This is a genomic window from Campylobacter sp. MIT 99-7217 (assembly GCF_006864365.1).
Lineage (GTDB): Bacteria > Campylobacterota > Campylobacteria > Campylobacterales > Campylobacteraceae > Campylobacter_D.
Genome location: NZ_QHLJ01000002.1, coordinates 110,158 through 127,413 on the forward strand (window position 1 = coordinate 110,158; position 17,256 = coordinate 127,413).

15 protein-coding genes and 2 pseudogenes are annotated in these 17,256 nt (G+C 33.8%); 13 read left to right on the forward strand and 4 right to left on the reverse strand.

What is annotated here, in order from left to right; genetic code table 11:
• Window positions 1-3 precede the first annotated feature (3 nt).
• Both yibB and DMB92_RS02385 read left to right on the forward strand, forming a co-directional pair.
• On the forward strand, window positions 4-1,005 hold the full coding sequence (gene yibB, locus DMB92_RS02380) for a protein YibB (RefSeq protein ID WP_142681451.1): 1,002 nt from the start codon (window positions 4-6) through the stop codon (window positions 1,003-1,005).
• Between the two features lie 85 nt (window positions 1,006-1,090).
• Window positions 1,091-1,948 carry a capsular polysaccharide synthesis protein gene (locus tag DMB92_RS02385; protein WP_260604722.1) on the forward strand — a complete coding sequence of 286 codons (858 nt, stop codon included), beginning with the start codon at window positions 1,091-1,093 and terminating at the stop codon, window positions 1,946-1,948.
• Window positions 1,949-1,980: 32 nt separating this feature from the next.
• Here DMB92_RS02385 and DMB92_RS02390 read toward each other — a convergent pair whose 3' ends face one another.
• Genes DMB92_RS02390 through waaC form a run of 3 tightly spaced genes read right to left on the reverse strand, consistent with a single transcriptional unit; the run spans window position 1,981 to window position 5,440 of the window.
• A complete protein-coding gene (locus tag DMB92_RS02390; protein WP_142681453.1) occupies window positions 1,981-3,537 on the reverse strand; it encodes a glycosyltransferase family 2 protein in 1,557 nt (518 codons plus the stop codon).
• Between the two features lie 12 nt (window positions 3,538-3,549).
• Window positions 3,550-4,419: a lipid A biosynthesis lauroyl acyltransferase gene (locus DMB92_RS02395; protein WP_142681585.1), complete on the reverse strand. Its 870-nt coding sequence runs from the start codon at window positions 4,417-4,419 to the stop codon at window positions 3,550-3,552.
• A 1-nt stretch (window position 4,420) separates the two neighbouring features.
• Window positions 4,421-5,440 (reverse strand): lipopolysaccharide heptosyltransferase I, encoded by a 1,020-nt coding sequence (gene waaC, locus DMB92_RS02400; RefSeq protein WP_142681454.1) that lies wholly within the window; start codon window positions 5,438-5,440, stop codon window positions 4,421-4,423.
• A gap of 72 nt (window positions 5,441-5,512) precedes the next feature.
• On the opposite strand from waaC, the gene DMB92_RS02405 reads away from it, so the two are divergent.
• Complete coding sequence (locus DMB92_RS02405; protein WP_142681455.1) at window positions 5,513-6,307, forward strand: 3'-5' exonuclease; 795 nt, start codon at window positions 5,513-5,515, stop codon at window positions 6,305-6,307.
• Between the two features lie 96 nt (window positions 6,308-6,403).
• Here the strand turns inward: DMB92_RS02405 and DMB92_RS02410 are convergent, their stop codons facing one another.
• Entirely contained in the window at window positions 6,404-6,628 is a 225-nt protein-coding gene (locus DMB92_RS02410) for a hypothetical protein (protein WP_142681456.1), read from the reverse strand.
• Between the two features lie 149 nt (window positions 6,629-6,777).
• On the opposite strand from DMB92_RS02410, the gene galE reads away from it, so the two are divergent.
• From galE to DMB92_RS02455, 10 genes and pseudogenes are all read left to right on the forward strand, one after another.
• Window positions 6,778-7,764, forward strand: a complete 987-nt coding sequence (gene galE / locus DMB92_RS02415) for a UDP-glucose 4-epimerase GalE (RefSeq protein WP_142681457.1) — start codon at window positions 6,778-6,780, stop codon at window positions 7,762-7,764.
• Window positions 7,758-8,633: pseudogene (locus tag DMB92_RS09510) on the forward strand (ABC transporter transmembrane domain-containing protein); the annotation flags it as partial. The gene galE and the pseudogene DMB92_RS09510, both read left to right, overlap by 7 nt.
• A 213-nt stretch (window positions 8,634-8,846) precedes the next feature.
• A pseudogene (locus DMB92_RS09515) lies at window positions 8,847-9,306 on the forward strand (ATP-binding cassette domain-containing protein); the annotation flags it as partial.
• Window positions 9,307-9,472: 166 nt separating this feature from the next.
• Window positions 9,473-10,531, forward strand: a complete 1,059-nt coding sequence (locus tag DMB92_RS02425) for a glycosyltransferase (RefSeq protein WP_142681459.1) — start codon at window positions 9,473-9,475, stop codon at window positions 10,529-10,531.
• Window positions 10,528-11,454 carry a glycosyltransferase family 2 protein gene (locus tag DMB92_RS02430; protein WP_142681460.1) on the forward strand — a complete coding sequence of 309 codons (927 nt, stop codon included), beginning with the start codon at window positions 10,528-10,530 and terminating at the stop codon, window positions 11,452-11,454. The genes DMB92_RS02425 and DMB92_RS02430 overlap by 4 nt, the downstream gene beginning before the upstream one ends.
• Window positions 11,442-12,539: a glycosyltransferase gene (locus DMB92_RS02435; protein WP_142681461.1), complete on the forward strand. Its 1,098-nt coding sequence runs from the start codon at window positions 11,442-11,444 to the stop codon at window positions 12,537-12,539. Before DMB92_RS02430 ends, DMB92_RS02435 begins: the two co-directional genes overlap by 13 nt.
• A gap of 8 nt (window positions 12,540-12,547) precedes the next feature.
• Entirely contained in the window at window positions 12,548-14,887 is a 2,340-nt protein-coding gene (locus DMB92_RS02440; RefSeq protein ID WP_409513383.1) for an STT3 domain-containing protein, read from the forward strand.
• Between the two features lie 2 nt (window positions 14,888-14,889).
• Window positions 14,890-16,017 carry a glycosyltransferase family 4 protein gene (locus DMB92_RS02445; RefSeq protein ID WP_142681463.1) on the forward strand — a complete coding sequence of 376 codons (1,128 nt, stop codon included), beginning with the start codon at window positions 14,890-14,892 and terminating at the stop codon, window positions 16,015-16,017.
• A complete protein-coding gene (pglC, locus tag DMB92_RS02450; protein WP_142681464.1) occupies window positions 16,018-16,620 on the forward strand; it encodes an undecaprenyl phosphate N,N'-diacetylbacillosamine 1-phosphate transferase in 603 nt (200 codons plus the stop codon).
• The gene (locus DMB92_RS02455; protein WP_142681465.1) at window positions 16,607-17,194 is read left to right on the forward strand and encodes an acetyltransferase; all 588 of its coding nucleotides are present in this window, start codon (window positions 16,607-16,609) and stop codon (window positions 17,192-17,194) included. The genes pglC and DMB92_RS02455 overlap by 14 nt, the downstream gene beginning before the upstream one ends.
• Window positions 17,195-17,256: the final 62 nt, after the last annotated feature.

Here is a 17,256-nt window from a genome sequence, read left to right on the forward strand (position 1 = left end):
TACATGAATGATCAAATTACTATCATCACAGCTTTTTATGATATAAAACGAGAATCTATCGTGGGAGCTGAAAGAGATATTGCAAAATACTTAGAGTATTTTTCTTTTTGGGCTGGGCTTAAAAATGAGCTTATCATCTATACAGATAAAGAATTTAAAGAAGATATCCTCAATGAAAGAAAAAAGCACGGCTTAGAGCATAAAACAACGATCATCATAAAGGAATTTGAAAGCTTTGAGCCACAAAGCCTAGCTTTGATAAGAAATACTTTCCAAAATTTTGATCAAACTAAAGCAAGGGCAAATCCTAGGAATATCGAGTGCATTAGTGCTGAGTATTGCTTTTTGATGTATATGAAAGTTCTTTGCGTTTGTGACTCTATACAAAGAGGTTTAGGCGAGGAAAATTTTATGTGGCTTGATTTTGGCTTTAACCATACAGATGATTTTTTTACCGATAAAACGCAGTTTAATTTTACTCTCATTAACAATGAAAAAATGTCAAAAGATAAGATGAATTTTTTCAAACTCAAAGATGAAGAAAAAGACAATCTTGCAAGTATTTATTTTTCTATGAAAACCTTTATCATGGGTGGCTTGCTTTTTGGCAACAAAACAGCTTGGCGTGAATTTCACAAGCATTTTAGGGAAGCTTTAAAATGCTTTGCAAGTATGGGACTTATGGACGATGATCAAATTTTTCTACTTTGGTGCGTGAGAAACTATCCGCAAAATTATACTTTACACCGCTCTTATGCTTGGTTTGATTCTTTATATGAATTTATGCCCAAGGAAAAGATAAAAAGTCTAAGTATAAGAAGTTTTGAAACCACCATTATCTTTTATAAACTCGCCAAAAAAGAAATCAAAAAAAACCTTAAAGATGAAAAATACCTTTGCTTATTGAAAAATATGATAAAATACTTTTTCTATAAATTTATTTATAGAAAAAAACTTCATATTAAGTTTGATTACAAAGATAGGGGAAATTATGTTGAGGAGTGAGGCTTTTATATTTAATGAAATTACATATTTTTTAGTCGCTAAACTTACTCCTTTTAAATCATTTAGAAGAAGATTAAAAGGACTCATGAGAAATAAGATAGAACACCCCAAAGCAGCAAATTTCCTCAAGCAAAACTATGTCCTACCTTTTTTAGAGGGTGCAATTCCAAATTTTCCTTTCAAAGCCAAAAAGCATTTTGAAGATGAAAAAATCATTTGGCAACTTTGGTATCAAGGCGAACAAAACGCCCCAGCTCTCATTCAAAAATGCCTAAGCTCAGTTAAAAAGCATATGGGAAAAGAGTATAAGATCATCGTTTTAGATGAGCAAAGCATTAAAGATTATATTGATTTTCCTGATTTTGTTTATGAAAAGCTAAGGCAAAAAAGTTTTGGCGAAAAAAGCGTTACTTTCTTTTCTGACTTGCTTCGCATGAGCTTGCTAAGCGTTTATGGGGGAATTTGGCTTGATGCAAGCATTTTTTTAAGTGATAAAATCCCACAAAAACTTTGTCAAAAAGACTTTTTTGTTTATCAGCGATCAAAGCTAAAGCCACAAGATCACAAAGAATGGACTGCTTTTGATTATAGGTATTTCATTTGGGAAAAGGACTTTCGTGCAAGGTTTTTTTCAGCTTTTATCATCGCGAAGAAAGATTATCCGCTAATAACTGCCTTAAAAGACATTTTGATGAACTTTTGGCAAAAAGAAAACGAGCTTCCTCATTATTTTACCCTACATTTTATCTTTGATTTACTGCTTGAAAATGAAAATTATCAGGCTTTAAACTGCGAGCTTACCAACGATACAGATATTCACCTCGTGCAATTTCACGCTAAAAAAGGGGATTTACGCGAAAAATGGCAAGACATAAAAAGCAAAAGCTTTTTACATAAACTTCACACCACTATACAAGGCGTTGATCCTATCTTTGGGGATTAAAAAAGATTTGATAGAATTTATTTTAAAAAAAGCTAAAGTTTATCCCTCCAGCCTATCTTTTTTTCTCTTAAGCTTTGCAAATAAAGCTGATGATTTGCACTAAAATCAGCCTTCTTGTTTTCTTTATGCCAAATATGAAAGGCAAGAGCTTTAAATTTAAGCCTTCTAAAAGTACCTCCTGCAAACAAAAACCTAGCCACAAATTCGCTATCTTCTCGTCCCCAGCCCTTAAATTTTTCATTAAAGCCCTCTATTTTATCAAAATCTTCTTTAAAAAAGCTCATATTACAGCCTCTCACGCCTTTGATAAGCTCTTTTTTTTCAAAAAAAGAAGCTGTGATTTTAGAGCTTTTATAAATGAGCCTAGCTAAAAAAGAGCATCTTTTAGCCTTGAAACTTCTTTTTTCAAAAGCCTTTTCAAAAGCCTTTTTTTCTAAAATTTCCTTGCTTTCATCTTCGTTTAAAATCACTCTTGAGCCTTGCAAAAACACTCCCTTTTTTGCAAAATCAAGATGATCTTTAACAAAATGAGGCCCTAGTATCATATCCCCATCTACAATGATAATATAATCACTTTTTGAAGCACTCACAGCCTTATTTCGAATTTCACTTAGTGCAAAGCCCTTATCCTCTTGCCAAATATGCCTTAAAGCACAAGGAAAATCCTTAGCATATTTTTCAATAAGCTCTTTAGTATCAGGCTTTGAGCCATCATCAGCGATCAAAAGCTCATCTGGCAAGTATTTTAAAGCCTTGACGCTATCAAGCACCAAAGCTAAACGCTCTTTTTGATTATAAGTTGTGATGATAAGGCTAACTGATGCCTTTTTTAGCTGCAATTCATAAAGCTTCATATATTTAAAAAAGACTCCCAAAGCATTACAAAAGCTTATCACAAAGCCCTTATAGCCATATAAAAAGCCCTTTTTAAAAAAATAATCCCTAAAAAATTTCCAAATACTTCTTAAAATAGCCTTTGAAACAGAGCTTTTTTTATGGATATTTGCCCTTGCATAAAGGCTAGAATAATGACAAAGCTTATCAAGTAAGCCTTGAATGTCATTAAAAGCATAATGCCTGAGTGCATTTTTAAGATAAATTTTCTTAGTATCTTTTTGTATCATTACGCTTTCATGCACTAAATTTTCATTAAATTTAGTGTGATTTTTGTTAAAAAGCCTAAAAACAAAGTCAGGATACCAGCCACTTGCTTTTATCCACTCACCAGCATATAAGTTTTTGCGAGGCAAGGCGTAAAGTTCGTTTTCTTTCAAACTCAAGCTACCTATCTCATCAAAGGCTTTTTTTTCTAAAATTTCATCACTATCAATGCTTAAGATCCACTCGTTTTTAGCAAAGCTCACGCAAAGATTTTTAAGTGCTCCAAAGCCTATAAACTCACTTTTTTCTATGCGTAAATTTGCATAGCTTTTTTGAAAATCTTTTGCAATTTCTAGAGTTTTATCACTGCTATCATTTATAAGTAAAACAATCTCATCAAAGCCCTTTAAGGATTGAAGGCATTCTTTTAAGCTTTTTTGAGCGTTTTTTGCTATTATGCAAACGCTGATTTTATCGCTGTTTTTCAAGACTTTTTTCCTCTATAAGTAAATTTCATTATAAAATCTTTTAAATCTTTTATGAAAGAAGAAGTATTGTTCAGGTTTAAGCTTGATCATTTCTTCACAACATTTTGCTTGATAGCAGGTAAGTTCTTCTATGCTTGCTGTTTTACTATCCATAGGTTTGAAAACCTTTATTTCAAAATTTTTATCCTCGTTTTTAAAGATAAAGGTTGGTATGAGCAAAGCTCCTGTTTTTTTAGCCACCACACTAGCTCCTACAACCCAATTTACCTTTTTGCCAAAAAAATCAAGCACAAGACTTTCGCTATCGCTTGCATCTTGATCGGTAAGTATGCCCAAGGGTCTTTTTTGCTTAAGACAAGCAAGCATTTTTCTTAAACCACCTTTTTTGTCGATAATTTCTATATCAAATTGATGACGATTCTTTTGTAAAATCTTGTCCATAGCCTTGCTATCTAAAGCCCTACCTACAACGCTCATAGGCTTAAATTGAGCCGCAAAAAATAAAGGCAAAAGCTCCCAATTTCCAAAATGTGCTGTAGTAAAAACTATGGGGCGAGTAAAATCAACATAAGCATTTACCACTTCTTCATCACAAACAACCTTTTGCAAAACCTTTTCTTTACTTGTATTTTGATTTTTTAAAGCATCTATGGCAAAAAAAGCAAAATTTTGATAAATTTCAAGAGTGATCGCTTCTTTTTCTTGCTCACTTTTTTCAGGAAAGCAAAGATCTAAATTTGCTCTGATGATTTTTCTATGCTTTGCATTGAACACATACACGCTTTTAGCAATAAATTTAATAAAAATTTGAAGTAAAAAATCAGGCAAAATCCACACAAAGAATTTCAACACATAATACAAACTTAAATACAAATAATCCATCTTACCCCAAAAGCTCTTTTGTAAGCTCAAAGATCTTATCTTCATCAACATTTTGTATGCAAAAATCACTCTTATCCAAATGCTTTGCATGAAGAATTTTCTTACCAGAATCAATAACCCTATTTATAGGTGTCGCAAAGGCATTTCGACCACTTGGAGTAGCTCCAAAGATAGTGATAGAGGGCTTATTCATCGCAAAGGCTAGATGCGTTGGACCGCTGTCATTTCCTATCACTAAAGAGCTAAGCTTGGTCATGGCTATAAGTTCTTGCAAGCTTAGTTTTTGCAAAATTTCAAGCCTTTGAGAAGCAACACAAGAAGCAAGCAAATCTTTTGAAAATTTAAGCTCTTTATCATTTCCCCAAGCAAGAAAGATCCTTGCTTGCTCGTAATGCTTTAAGATGAGATTGATAAGTATGGCTAATCTTTCCTTTGGATAAATTTTATTTTCAACACTTGAACCAACATGAATCAAGATATTTTTATCATCTTTTTTTAAAGCTAATCTTTGAACAAGAGTTTGCTTAATCCCCTCTTTTGCTTTAAAAATAGGCTCTTTAAGCCTCAAATCATCAAGTTCAAAACTTTCATTAAAAACATAAGAAATCAAATTTAAATACCGCAAAAAGACATTTTCATCATAGTTGCTATAAAATTTTTGATTATAAAAATTTGCGGCTAAACTTTCTTTGAGGCTATATTTATCAAAGCCAAAATTATTTACCGACAATGCCCTACTTACAAGGGCTGATTTAACAAGTCCTTGAAAATCCACAACAAGATCATATTCGTTTTTTCTAGCCCTGTGTAAAATTTTTAAGACCTTGAGGATTTTTTTATCCTTTAAAGGCAGGGCATAGACTTTGTCGATTAGGGGGTGATCTTCAAGAAGCTCTTTAAATCTCTCATCAACAAACCAATGAATTTGCGTATCTTGCTTAAATTTTTTGATAAATTGCAAACAAATGGCAGTTTGGATAATATCTCCTAGAGCTGAGAGACGGACTATGGCTATTTTCATCTTTAAGTTTCTTTAATTTTTGCTATAATTTTAACAAATTTTTTTAAAAATAAACTAAAGATTTGAGGCAAAATGAAAGAAAGACAGCAGCTTATTTGCATTTTTGATTGCGAGAGTATCCTAGATACTGAGCTTATCCGTAGGGTTTGGAATTTAGAGGGCGAGGACTTTGAAGTAAGCAAGGAAGCGATGAAAAAGCAGTTTGAAGAAAGTGCGAGTGAGTTTTTGCCCCTGCCTTTTCACAAAGTCATAAGCATTTGTGCTGTGATCACTGATCATTTTGGCAAATTTATCAAGGTCAATAAAATCGAAGGCGAGAGCGAAGCTGAAATGATAAGCAATTTTTTTAAATTCATCGATAAATTTAGTCCCAAGCTTGTAAGTTTTAATGGCAAAAACTACGATATGCCCTTGCTTGTCTTAAGGGCGTTAAAATATAACATCAAAGCAAGCACCTATCTTGACACGATCAGCGATAAGTGGAATAACTATAAATCAAGATTTAACGAGCTTAAGCATTGTGATTTGTTTGAAAGTCTTGGTGCTGGGCGTGGAATGAGGCTTGATACAATTTGTGCTATGGCAAATTTACCCGGCAAATACGATGTTCATGGGGATCAGGTTTTAGAGCTTTTTTATCAAAATGAGCTTGAAAAGATCCACGAATACTGCGAAAGCGATGTTTTAAACACCTTTATGCTCTATCTTAAATACGAGTTTATTAAGGGGAATTTAACAGAAGAAGATTACGCAAATAGCCTAAGTTTGATGAGTGAGTATTTGCAAGAACACAAAGCAAACAGAGGCTATGTAGATATTTTTGTTCATTGTAGTGATGAAGAAATCAAAAGGATTTTAGAAAAATAATAATACTTTGCCTAGTGAGTGTAAAATATAAAGTGCAAAAAACTTTAACCAAGCTAAGCTATAAAAGCTTTGGCTTGGTAAATTTAGCCCGGTTAACTAACCAAGTAATTCGTGGGTTTTAGTAGGGGATTTTGAACAAGAATTTCTAGCAAATGAAGGCACGCCTGAAGACCCACCACAATGAACACAAGTATATTTTGCTAGTTTTTCTGTTGCACTCATTAAAACATGAGATTTAGTTGGACTTTTAGAACAAGAATTTCTAGCAAATGAAGAGTTACATGATTGTGCTCCGCAGTATTTGCAAGTGTAAGTTGCCATTTTGTATCCTTTCAAGTTAAATTTGGTTGAAACGATATCAAAAAAAAAAAAATGTCAAGACAAAAAACTATCAAGGCTATAAAATACAAAATTCCTAACATTAATAAAAGCTTGCTACAATTAAGCCCAATTTAAATTAAGGAAAAATAATGAAGATCTTAATCAGCGGCGGTGCTGGCTACATAGGCTCTCACACGCTTAGGCAGTTTTTAAAAACTAAGCATGAGCTTTGCGTTTTGGATAATTTTTCAAAGGGTTCTAAAAAAAGCCTTGAGGACTTGCAAAAGATAAGAGAATTTAAGCTTTTTGAGCAAGATTTAAGCGATTTTGATGCCATTCATAAGCTTTTTGAAAAAGAGAAATTTGACGCCATAGTTCATTTTGCAGCAAGTATTGAGGTCTTTGAAAGTATGCAAGATCCTTTAAAATACTATCTTAACAACACAGCAAACACCACAAATTTAATCAAAGCTTGCGTTAAATACGGCACAAATAAATTTATATTTTCATCAACAGCAGCTGTTTATGGAGAGCCAAAAACGCCTGTGGTAAGCGAGGAAAGTCCACTTGATCCTATCAATCCTTATGGCTTTAGCAAGCTTATGAGCGAGCAGGTTTTACGCGATACAAGCAGGGCAAATCCTGAGTTTAAACACTGCATTTTGCGTTATTTTAATGTAGCTGGTGCTTGCATGGATTATGCCCTAGGACAACGCTACCCTAAAGCTACGCTTTTAATCAAGGTTGCAGCAGAAGTTGCAGCTGGAAAGAGGGATAAAATTTATATTTACGGCACAGATTATGATACTAAGGATGGCACTTGCATTAGAGATTTTATCCATGTTGATGATATTTCAAGTGCGCATTTAGCAGCCTTAGAATATCTAGAAAAAAATCCAAGCGATATTTTTAATGTGGGCTACGGACATGGTTTTTCAGTAAAAGAGGTCATAGAAGCCATGAAAGAAGTTAGCGGGGTAAATTTTAAGGTCGAATTTGCTCCAAGGAGAGCAGGAGATCCAAGCATTTTAATCTCAAATGCTAATAAGATCAAAGAAAAAACCTCGTGGAAAGCCAAATTTGATGATTTAAAACTCATTTGCAAAAGTGCTTATGAGTGGGAGAAGCAGTGCTAAAAAAGCTTTTTTTTGTTTTAAGCAAGCAAGATAAATACTTTTTCTTTTCCTTGCTTATCTTTTCTGTGTTTATTTCTTTTATAGAAAGCTTTGCGATAAGCCTTATCATGCCTTTTGTTTCACTGGCTAGTGATTTTGAGCTTTTTGAAAAAAATGAGCATTTAAAAAGCTTTTATGCTCATTTTGATCTGCCAATTTATGCCTTTGTGGGCTATTTTGGGCTTTTTTTGATAGCTTTTTATCTTTTAAGAGCCTTTTTAAATTCTCTTTATTTTCATTTATTAGCCAGATTTTCAAAGGGTCGTTATCATCTTTTTGCAAGTAGGCTTTTTGATAAAATTTTAAGCCTTTCTTATGAGGATTTTAGGCTTGAAAAGCAAAGCTTTCTTCTAAAAACCATAACAAATGAAGCCTTTAATCTAAGCACCATGCTAGCAAGCTTTTTACTGCTTTTAAGTGAGCTTTTTGTCGTGCTTTTACTTTACACTTTAATGCTTTTTATAAATCTTAAAATCACGCTTTTTTTAAGTGGCTTTTTAGCTCTTAATGCTCTTATTTTAGTGCGTTTATTAATACCTAGGATTAAAAAAGCAGCAAAAAAAAGAGAAGAGGCTATGAGTGGCTTTTTTGAAAGCTTGAATGCAAATTTAAACAATTTCACCCTTATCAAACTAAGGGGTAACGAAAGGGCTATAAGCAAGGTTTTTGAAGAGCAAAGCAAGGATTTTTCAAAGGCAAATATCATTAGCGAAAGCCTAAATGCTGTGCCTAGAATTTATCTTGAAGCCATAGGCTTTTGCCTTTTGATACTCATTGTTATTTTTTTACTTTGGCAAGAAAAAGGCGATATCAAGGCATCTTTAGCGATGATTTCTATGTTTGTGCTAGCACTTTACCGCCTTATGCCAAGTGCAAACCGCATTATCACAAGCTTAAATGATCTTTATTATTACAAAAACTCGCTTGATATCATTCATGAGCTTTTAAGTAAAAAAAGCGAGTGTTTAAAACATGAAAAAATCAGCTTTAAAAAAGAACTTAGAGTAGAAAATCTTTGCTTTGCTTATAAAAACAAGCAAAAAATGCTTTTTGAAAATGTAAATTTTAGCCTTAAAAAAGGAGAAAAAATCGCCTTCATAGGAGAAAGTGGAGGCGGAAAAAGCAGCTTTGTATCCTTGCTTTGCTCTTTGTTAAAGCCAAGTTCTGGTAAGATCTTGCTTGATGATGTCCCTTTAAACGAGACAAATTTAAAGGATTTTAGAAGCAAAATTGGGCTTATCCCTCAAGAAATTTCACTTTATAATGAAAGCCTAGCTTATAACATAGCCTTAAGCAAGGATTATGATGAGGCTTTAATCATGCAGGTTTTAAAACAAGCTAATTTACAAAGCTTTGCAAGCTCTTTAGAAAATGGCATTTATTCCATGCTTTCAAACACAAATTTAAGCGGAGGGCAAAAGCAAAGAGTAGCCATAGCAAGAGCGCTTTATCAAAAGCCTGAAATTTTAGTGCTTGATGAGGCTACCTCAGCTCTTGATAAAAAAAGCGAGCAAAAAATCATGAATGAAATTTACACACTTTGCACTGATAAAACCCTTATCATCATCGCTCACCGCCTAAGTAGCATAGAACGCTGCGATAAAATTTATGAAATTCATAAGGGGCAAATGAAAATGCTTGATAGCAAGTCTTTTAAGGACAAGGCTTTATGAAAATAGCCTTTATCATCGCAAGTCTTGGAAGTGGCGGAGCTGAGAGGGTTTTAGTAAGCCTTGCAAACGAGCTTTGCAAAGAACATAGCATTAAAATCATTAAATTTGATGATAAGCCAAGTTTTTACGAGCTAAAAAGCTCTATCAGCCTTTATGAACTGCCTCAGTTTTGCTATAAAAATCTTTATCATAAGATCATGAGCCGTTTTAAGAAGTATTTTGCACTAAGAAAGGCTTTAAAACAAAGCAAGGCTGATATTTTTATCTCTTTTTTGGATACTACAAATATAGCTTGCATAGTAGCTAAAATAGGACTTAAAAGCCCTCTTATCATAAGTGAGCATAGCACGCAAAGTTATTTAAAAGCTAAAATTTGGCGTTTTTTAAGGCGTATAAGCTATCCATATTGTTCGGCTTTAACCGTGCTTAGCAAGCAAGATAAGGCTTATTATGAACGCTTTGTTAAAAGGGTAGAAATACTTTTAAATCCTTGTCATTTTAGCCCTAGCAAGGCTAATAAAAAAGAAAATTTGGTGCTTTTTGTGGGGCGACTTGATAGCAATAAAAATCCTTCTATGTTCATTAGAGCTATTTCTTTATTAGATGAAAATTTAAGGGTAAATTATAGCTTTTGTATAGCTGGAGATGGGGAGCTTAGAAAAAAGCTAGAAACTCAGGCCTTAAATTTAGGTGTAAAAATAGAGTTTTTAGGACGCGTGAAAGACATGAAAGCTCTTTATGAAAGGGCTAAAATTCTTTGCTTGTGTTCATTTATCGAGGGCTTGCCAACCGTTCTTATAGAAAGCTTGTTTTTTAAGATAGCAAGGATAAGCACGGATTATATAAACTCAGCCAAAGACTTGATAGATGATGAAAAAGATGGCTTTTTGGTAGCTGTTGATGATAGCCAAGGCTTAGCTAAAAAGCTTGAACTTTTAATGAAAGATGAAAATTTGCGCCAAAAATTAGCTCAAAATGCCCTTAAAAGATGCGAGGATTTTAACCCTGAGAAAATCAAAAAGCAGTGGCTAGAGCTTATAAAGGAGCTTAAATGAAGCCTTTTTTATCGGTTTTAATTACAACTTATAATAGAAAAGATTTGCTTTTAAAGGCTGTAAATAGTGTTTTAGAGCAAGATTTTAAGGATTTAGAACTTATCATTAGTGATGATTTTTCAAATGATGGCACGAAAGAACTTTGCGAGGGCTTAGTAAAAAAAGATGAGAGGATAAAATATTTTCTTAATCAAAGCTATAAAAAAGGACCAAATGGCAATAAAAACAACGCCTTAGATAAGGCTAGAGGCAAATTTATAATCTTTTTAGATGATGATGATGAGCTTTTAAAGGGTGCGATTTCCGAGCTTATCAAAAAGCTAAATGAGGGCTATTCTCATGTTTTGGCAAATTGTGTAATTAGAAAAAATGGAATTTTAAGCGATGAGCTTAGTGGCAGGGGTTTGAAAGAGGATCAAGAGCTAAGTAAAAAAGATTTTTTAATGGCTAAATTTGAGGGAGAGTTTTTGGGGATCTTTGAAAAAGCCTTACTTGAAAATGAACGCTTTGATGAGAATTTTTATGGTAATGAAGCCTTGCTTTGGGTTAAACTTTATGCAAAAAAAAGTTTTTATATACACAAGGCTTTAAGAATTTATACAAATAATCAAATTAGCGTTACTAAAAATGCGAGCAATGAGGCTTCAAGGGTCTTTTTAGGCTATTTTGAAATGGCAAAGCTCATAGAAAAAGAGCTTGAAAATGATAAGGATTTGGCTAAAAAATGTGCTTATGAGTATAAAATGGCAGCGTATTATGCAAAGCTTGCAAGGCTTTATAAAAAAATGTTTTTTTGCCTTTTTAAAAGCCTTAAAATCCACTTTAATAAAGAAGCTTTTATACTTTTATGCCTTTGTTTTTTACCAAATTCTTTTATCAAAACCTTATCTAAAATGAGAGTGAGCTTAAAATGCAAAAATTAGCAATTTTTATTTATTCGCTTGGAAGTGGTGGGGCTGAAAGGGTTGTGGCTACGCTTTTGCCTCATTTAAATCTTTTTTATGAAACTCATCTTATTTTGATGAATGAAAAAATTTCTTACGAGCTTGAAGATACTAAAATTCATTTTTTAGAAAAATCAAAGCCTAATGAAAGTGCCTTTTTAAAGCTTTTTAAGCTTCCTTTTTTAGCCCTTAAATACAAAAAACTTTGCCAAAATTTAGGCATTAACACGCATTTTGTTTTTTTAAACCGCCCAAATTACATAGCCTTAATGGCTAGGCTCTTTGGGCTTAAATCAAGGCTTATAATCAACGAATGCACCACGCCAAGCGTTATGTATAGGGGCTTTTCTTTAAATGCCTTGGTTAATAGGGCTTTGATTTATCTACTTTATCCAAGGGCTGATTTGATTTTGGCTAATTCAAGGGGAAATTTAGAGGATTTAAGGCTTCATTTTAAATTAAGAGAGGATAAAACAGCACTTTTGTATAATGCTGTAAATTTAGAGCAAATAAGGCTTCAAAGCAAGGAAGAAATAGCCTTTAAGCATAAATTTATACTTAGCGTGGGTAGGCTTGATAAGGGCAAAAATCACGCCCTTTTGATAAGGGCTTTTTCAAGGCTTAAAACCGAGCTTAAGCTTTTAATTTTAGGCGAGGGAGAGCTTAAAGATGAGCTTTTAGAGCTTATAAAAAGCTTAAATTTAGAAGAAAGGGTCTTTTTGCTTGGCTTTGATAATAATCCTTATAAATACATGAGCAAATGCGAGTTTTTTGCCTTTGCTTCAAGCTTTGAGGGCTTTTCAAATGTTTTGATCGAGGCTTTGGCTTGCGGTTGTGCTGTTGTAAGTAGCAATCATTTAAGCGGGGCTAGTGAGCTTTTTGGAGAAAATGAATTTGGACTTTTGGTTGAGGTTAATAATGAAGAAGCGATGTTTAGGGGGCTTAAAACAATGTGCGAAGATGAAAACCTTAGGAAAAATTATCAACAAAGGGCAAAAACAAGGGCTTTAAGCTTTGATAAAAACGAGATTGCCAAGCAAGCCTTAGCCTATCTTAAAGGATAAAAATGAATTTGATAAAATCAGCTTATTTTAAAGAAAATCCTAAATTTTCTTTATTTTTGCTTATATTGTGTGCGTATTGTTTTAGCGTTTTGTGTAGGTTTTACTGGGTCGTTTGGGCGAGCTCTTATGAGGATTTTTTCTGGAATAACCAACTCATGATCATCTCAAATGATGGCTATGTCTTTGCTGAGGGTGCAAGGGACATGATAGCTGGCTTTCATCAAGAAAATGATTTGTCCTTTTTTGGAAGCCCTTTATCAAGTATAACTTACTATCTTTATGAGCTTACGCCCTTTAATTTTGAAAGCATTATTCTTTATATGAGCGTATTTTTTGGCTCCTTAATCGTCGTTCCCATTATACTAATCGCAAATTTATACAAGCAAAATTTAGCAGGCTTTTTAGCAGCCTTGCTTGCAAGTATTGCAAACAGCTATTACAACCGCACTATGGCAGGGTATTATGATACTGATATGCTCGTGATCGTTTTAGCCATGTTTATTTTATTTTTTATGATACGACTGATCATTAAAAAAGACTTTTTTTCTTTGTTCGCCCTACCCTTGATGATGATATTTTTTCTTTGGTATTATCCCTCAAGCTACACTTTAAATTGTGCTTTTATCTTACTTTTTTTCATTTATACCCTCATTTTTCACAGAAAAGATAATTTTGCTTATCTTGCTACTATCTTTATGATCATAGCCATTTCAAGCATTGCTTGGTATTATCAATGTGCTATCATTGCTTTATTTCTTGCCTTGTTTGCTTTTAAACAAGAATTTTTCAAGATCAAATTCATCATCTTGCTTGGACTTTTTGCCTTGATCTTGCTTGTTTTAAGCGGTGGAGTTGATCCTATCATCTATCAGCTTAAATTTTATATCTTTAAAGATAGTCTTAATGCTAGTGCCGAGCAAGCTTTTTCGTATTTTAATGTCAATCAAACCATACAAGAGGTTTCGAGTGTGGATTGGTCTGTGTTTATGCAAAGGATCAGTGCAAGCGAGACGGCATTTTTTTGCTCTTTGATCGGACTTTTTTTACTTTGCAAGGAACATAAAAGCTTCATTTTAACCCTACCCATGTTTGCCTTAGGCTTTTTGGCTTTAAGAAGTGGTTTAAGATTTACCATTTATGCTGTGCCTGTTATGGCTCTTGGTTTTGGATATTTTGTTCATTTTCTTTTGCAAAAATGTGAAAATTTACATATCAACAAAACCAAACTAAACGCTTATATCATCTTAAGCTTTAGCTTGGGCTTTTTGCTTTTGTTGCCTTTTTTGGGCGATTTATTTGGCTTAAAAGTATTTTTTATCCAAATTTTAAGCTTGTTATATAGTGCCTTTCCTCAAAGCTTGCAACTTGGTGCTATACTCTTTTGTGTAGGGGTTTTTCTAGTCTTTATACAAAATAAACAAAATGAATCTTTAAAACCCTTTATACTTTGTGTAGCCTTATTTTTCTCTGTATTTTTTGCCTTTAGTCACATTTATAATTACAAAGCCCCAAGTGTTTTTACTGCCAAAGAGGTAAGCATTTTAAACGATCTTAAGAGCATAGCTTCAAGGGAAGATTATGTGGTAGCGTGGTGGGATTATGGTTATCCAGTGCGTTATTACAGCGATGTTAAGACCCTAGCAGATGGCGGAAAGCACTTAGGAAAGGATAATTTCTTCCCCTCTTTTATACTCTCTCATGATCAAATCAGTGCAGCTAATATGGCAAGACTAAGCGTTGAATACACTGAAAAAAGCTTTAAAACGCCTATGAATGATCTTTTAAAAGCCATGATGAAAGATTATAATATAAGCAATGAAGATGTTTTTTTGCACTCTTTGCAAAATATAAATTTTCAGTTCAAAGACGAAAAAACGAGGGATATTTTCTTATATATGCCAGCACGCATGATCAATATCTTTTCAACCGTAGCTAGCTTTTCAAAGATAGATCTAAACACAGGGTTTATAAATTCGCCCTTTGTTTTTAGCCCAGCCTTTGGTATAGGACAAGAAAGTGGCTTTTTTATTTTGAGCAATGGCATGCTTTTAAGCGATGATTTTAGAAGCTTAGCTTATGAAGATAAAGAATACTCTATCAATACTTGGATCAAGGTCAAATCGTTAAGCAAAGGCGAGTTTGATCCTATCAAGATAGATGATAATGGGCGATTTTTTGTTTTGTTTATCGAGGATAAATTTCAAACGCCTATGCAATTTCTTATCATGGATAAATCAATGTTTGAAAGTGCTTTTGTGCAAATGTTTTTCCTTAACAACTACGATAAAAACTTGTTTGATTTGATCATCAATGACAATCAAGCCAAAATTTTCAAACTCAAGAGATAAAGATGAAAATAGCTTTTTTATCGCATAGTGCCATGAGTGTGTATCATTTTAGAATGCCTATCATTAAGGCTTTAAAAGCTCGTGGCGATGAGGTTTTGATCATAGTGCCTGATGATGAATATAGTTTGAAGCTTAAAAATTTAGGCTTTGAGGTCATTAACTACGAACTTAAAAGATCAAGCACAAATCCTTTCATCGTTTTTTCAAATTTCTTGAGCCTTTTAAGGCTTTTAAAAGCTCTTAAAATAGATCTTATACAAAGCTCAGCACATAAAAGCAACACCCTTGGTATCATCGCTTCTAAATTTGCTAAGATCCCTCATCGTTTCGCACTTGTTGAAGGACTTGGCTCTTTTTATATCGATGAGGATTTTAAAAGCTTGCTCATTCGCTCTTGTATTAATTTTTTATACAAAATCACCTTCATATACGCACAAAAAATCATCTTTGTAAGCAAAAGTGATGAGCTTTTTATGCAAAATTTAGGGCTTAAAAAAGAAAAAAGCGTGCTTATAAGCTCGGTTGGGGTAAATTTAAGGCAGTTTTTTCCTATGCAAATTCCCAGCAAAGAAGACTTTTTAAAAAAATATGATTTGCCAGATAAACCCATAGTTTTAATGATAGCTAGAACGCTTTGGCACAAGGGCATTAAAGAATTTTACGAGGCTGCTAGCTTGCTTAGGCAAAGGGCAAATTTTATCCTTGTTGGTGGCAGTGATGATAACAAATCTTGTGCGAATAAAGAATTTTTAAACTCAGGCTGCGTGAAGTATCTGGGCGAGCAAGAAAATATCAACTTTTTTTTAAATCTTTGCGATATTTTCGTGCTTCCAAGCTATAAAGAGGGCTTTCCAAGAACTGTGCTTGAGGCAAAGGCTTGTGCAAAAGCTTGCGTGGTGAGTGATTGTGATGGCTGTGTGGAGGCTGTTAAAAACGGCTTTGACGGACTTTGGGCAAGGACAAGAGATAGCAAGGATTTGGCTGAAAAGATTGAGCTTTTGCTTGTTGATGAGCGTTTGCGTGTAAATTTAGCTCAAAATGCCTTTAAAGACGCCCTAAACTATGATGAAAATATCATCGCTTCAAAATACCTTAAGCTTTATGATGAAGCTTTAAAGCAAGGAAAATAAATGTATGCTCATTTTTTTAAGCGGATTTTAGACTTTTTTTTGGCTCTTTTTTTACTCATCATCTTAAGCCCCCTAATGCTTTTTGTGGCTTTAATGCTTAAGATCATTCAAAAAAGCGTGTTTTTTACCCAAGAAAGACCGGGTTTAAATGAAAAAATCTTTGTGATTTACAAATTTAAAACCATGAGCGATGAAAGAGATGAAAAAGGCGAGCTTTTAAGCGATGAAAAGCGTTTAAAGCCCTTTGGAAAGCTTGTTAGAAGCCTTAGCCTTGATGAGCTTCCCCAGCTTTTTAATGTCCTTAAAGGAGATATGAGCTTTATAGGACCTCGTCCCTTGCTAAGTGAGTATTTGCCACTTTATAACGAGGAGCAAAAACTGCGTCATAGCGTAAGACCCGGCATTAGCGGTCTTGCACAAGTTAGTGGCAGAAACGCCCTTTCTTGGCAGAAAAAATTTGAACTTGATGTGTATTATGTAAGGCATATATCCTTTTTTTTAGATCTTAAAATCATCGCTCTAACAGCTCTTAAGGTGCTTAAAAGAAGCGGTATAAGTAAAGAGGGCATGGCAACAACGGAGAAATTTAATGGAAAAAACTAAGCAAATTTATATCTATGGATACAGCGGACATGGCTTTGTTTGTGCTGATGTAGCAAGGGCTTTAGGATATGAAAAAATCATCTTTTTAGACGATGATGAGAAAAAAGGGGTTTTGAAATTTAGCAAAGAGCTTGAAAAGCATGATATTTTCATCGCTATAGGGGATAATGAAATAAGATCCAAGCTTTATGAAAGAGTTTTAAACTCAGGCTTTAAGCTGGTAAATTTGATCCACCCAAGTGCCATTGTAAGCCCTGAAGCAAGCATAGAAAAAAGCGGAGTGCTTATCATGCCTTTGGTCATAATAAATTCTAAAGCCAAGATAGAAAAAGGAGTGATCTTAAACTCAGCCTGCGTGATAGAACATGAATGCCTTGTGGGCGAGTTTTCGCACATCAGCGTAGGTGCGAAGCTAGCAGGAAATGTTAAGGTTGGCAAAAAATGCCTTGTGGGCATAAATTCATGTATTTTGCCAAATTTAAGCCTTGCTGATGAGTGCATTTTAGGAGGTGGTGCTGTGCTTAGCAAAAGCATTTTTAAAAAATGTGTTTTAAAAGGCGTTGCGGCAAGGTGATTTAAAATATTTTTTACAAATTTAGTATAATATTTAAAAATTCTTTCTTAAAATACAAGGAT

Coding starts and splice junctions, on each gene's coding strand:
- DMB92_RS02455 (WP_142681465.1), top strand. CDS start 16,607: ATGGAAAAAACTAAGCAAATTTATATCTATGGATACAGCGGACATGGC.
- DMB92_RS02395 (WP_142681585.1), bottom strand. CDS start 4,419: ATGGATTATTTGTATTTAAGTTTGTATTATGTGTTGAAATTCTTTGTG.
- DMB92_RS02385 (WP_260604722.1), top strand. CDS start 1,091: ATGAGAAATAAGATAGAACACCCCAAAGCAGCAAATTTCCTCAAGCAA.
- DMB92_RS02430 (WP_142681460.1), top strand. CDS start 10,528: ATGAAGCCTTTTTTATCGGTTTTAATTACAACTTATAATAGAAAAGAT.
- DMB92_RS02425 (WP_142681459.1), top strand. CDS start 9,473: ATGAAAATAGCCTTTATCATCGCAAGTCTTGGAAGTGGCGGAGCTGAG.
- DMB92_RS02405 (WP_142681455.1), top strand. CDS start 5,513: ATGAAAGAAAGACAGCAGCTTATTTGCATTTTTGATTGCGAGAGTATC.
- DMB92_RS02445 (WP_142681463.1), top strand. CDS start 14,890: ATGAAAATAGCTTTTTTATCGCATAGTGCCATGAGTGTGTATCATTTT.
- galE (WP_142681457.1), top strand. CDS start 6,778: ATGAAGATCTTAATCAGCGGCGGTGCTGGCTACATAGGCTCTCACACG.
- yibB (WP_142681451.1), top strand. CDS start 4: ATGAATGATCAAATTACTATCATCACAGCTTTTTATGATATAAAACGA.
- DMB92_RS02410 (WP_142681456.1), bottom strand. CDS start 6,628: ATGGCAACTTACACTTGCAAATACTGCGGAGCACAATCATGTAACTCT.
- pglC (WP_142681464.1), top strand. CDS start 16,018: ATGTATGCTCATTTTTTTAAGCGGATTTTAGACTTTTTTTTGGCTCTT.
- DMB92_RS02435 (WP_142681461.1), top strand. CDS start 11,442: ATGCAAAAATTAGCAATTTTTATTTATTCGCTTGGAAGTGGTGGGGCT.
- waaC (WP_142681454.1), bottom strand. CDS start 5,440: ATGAAAATAGCCATAGTCCGTCTCTCAGCTCTAGGAGATATTATCCAA.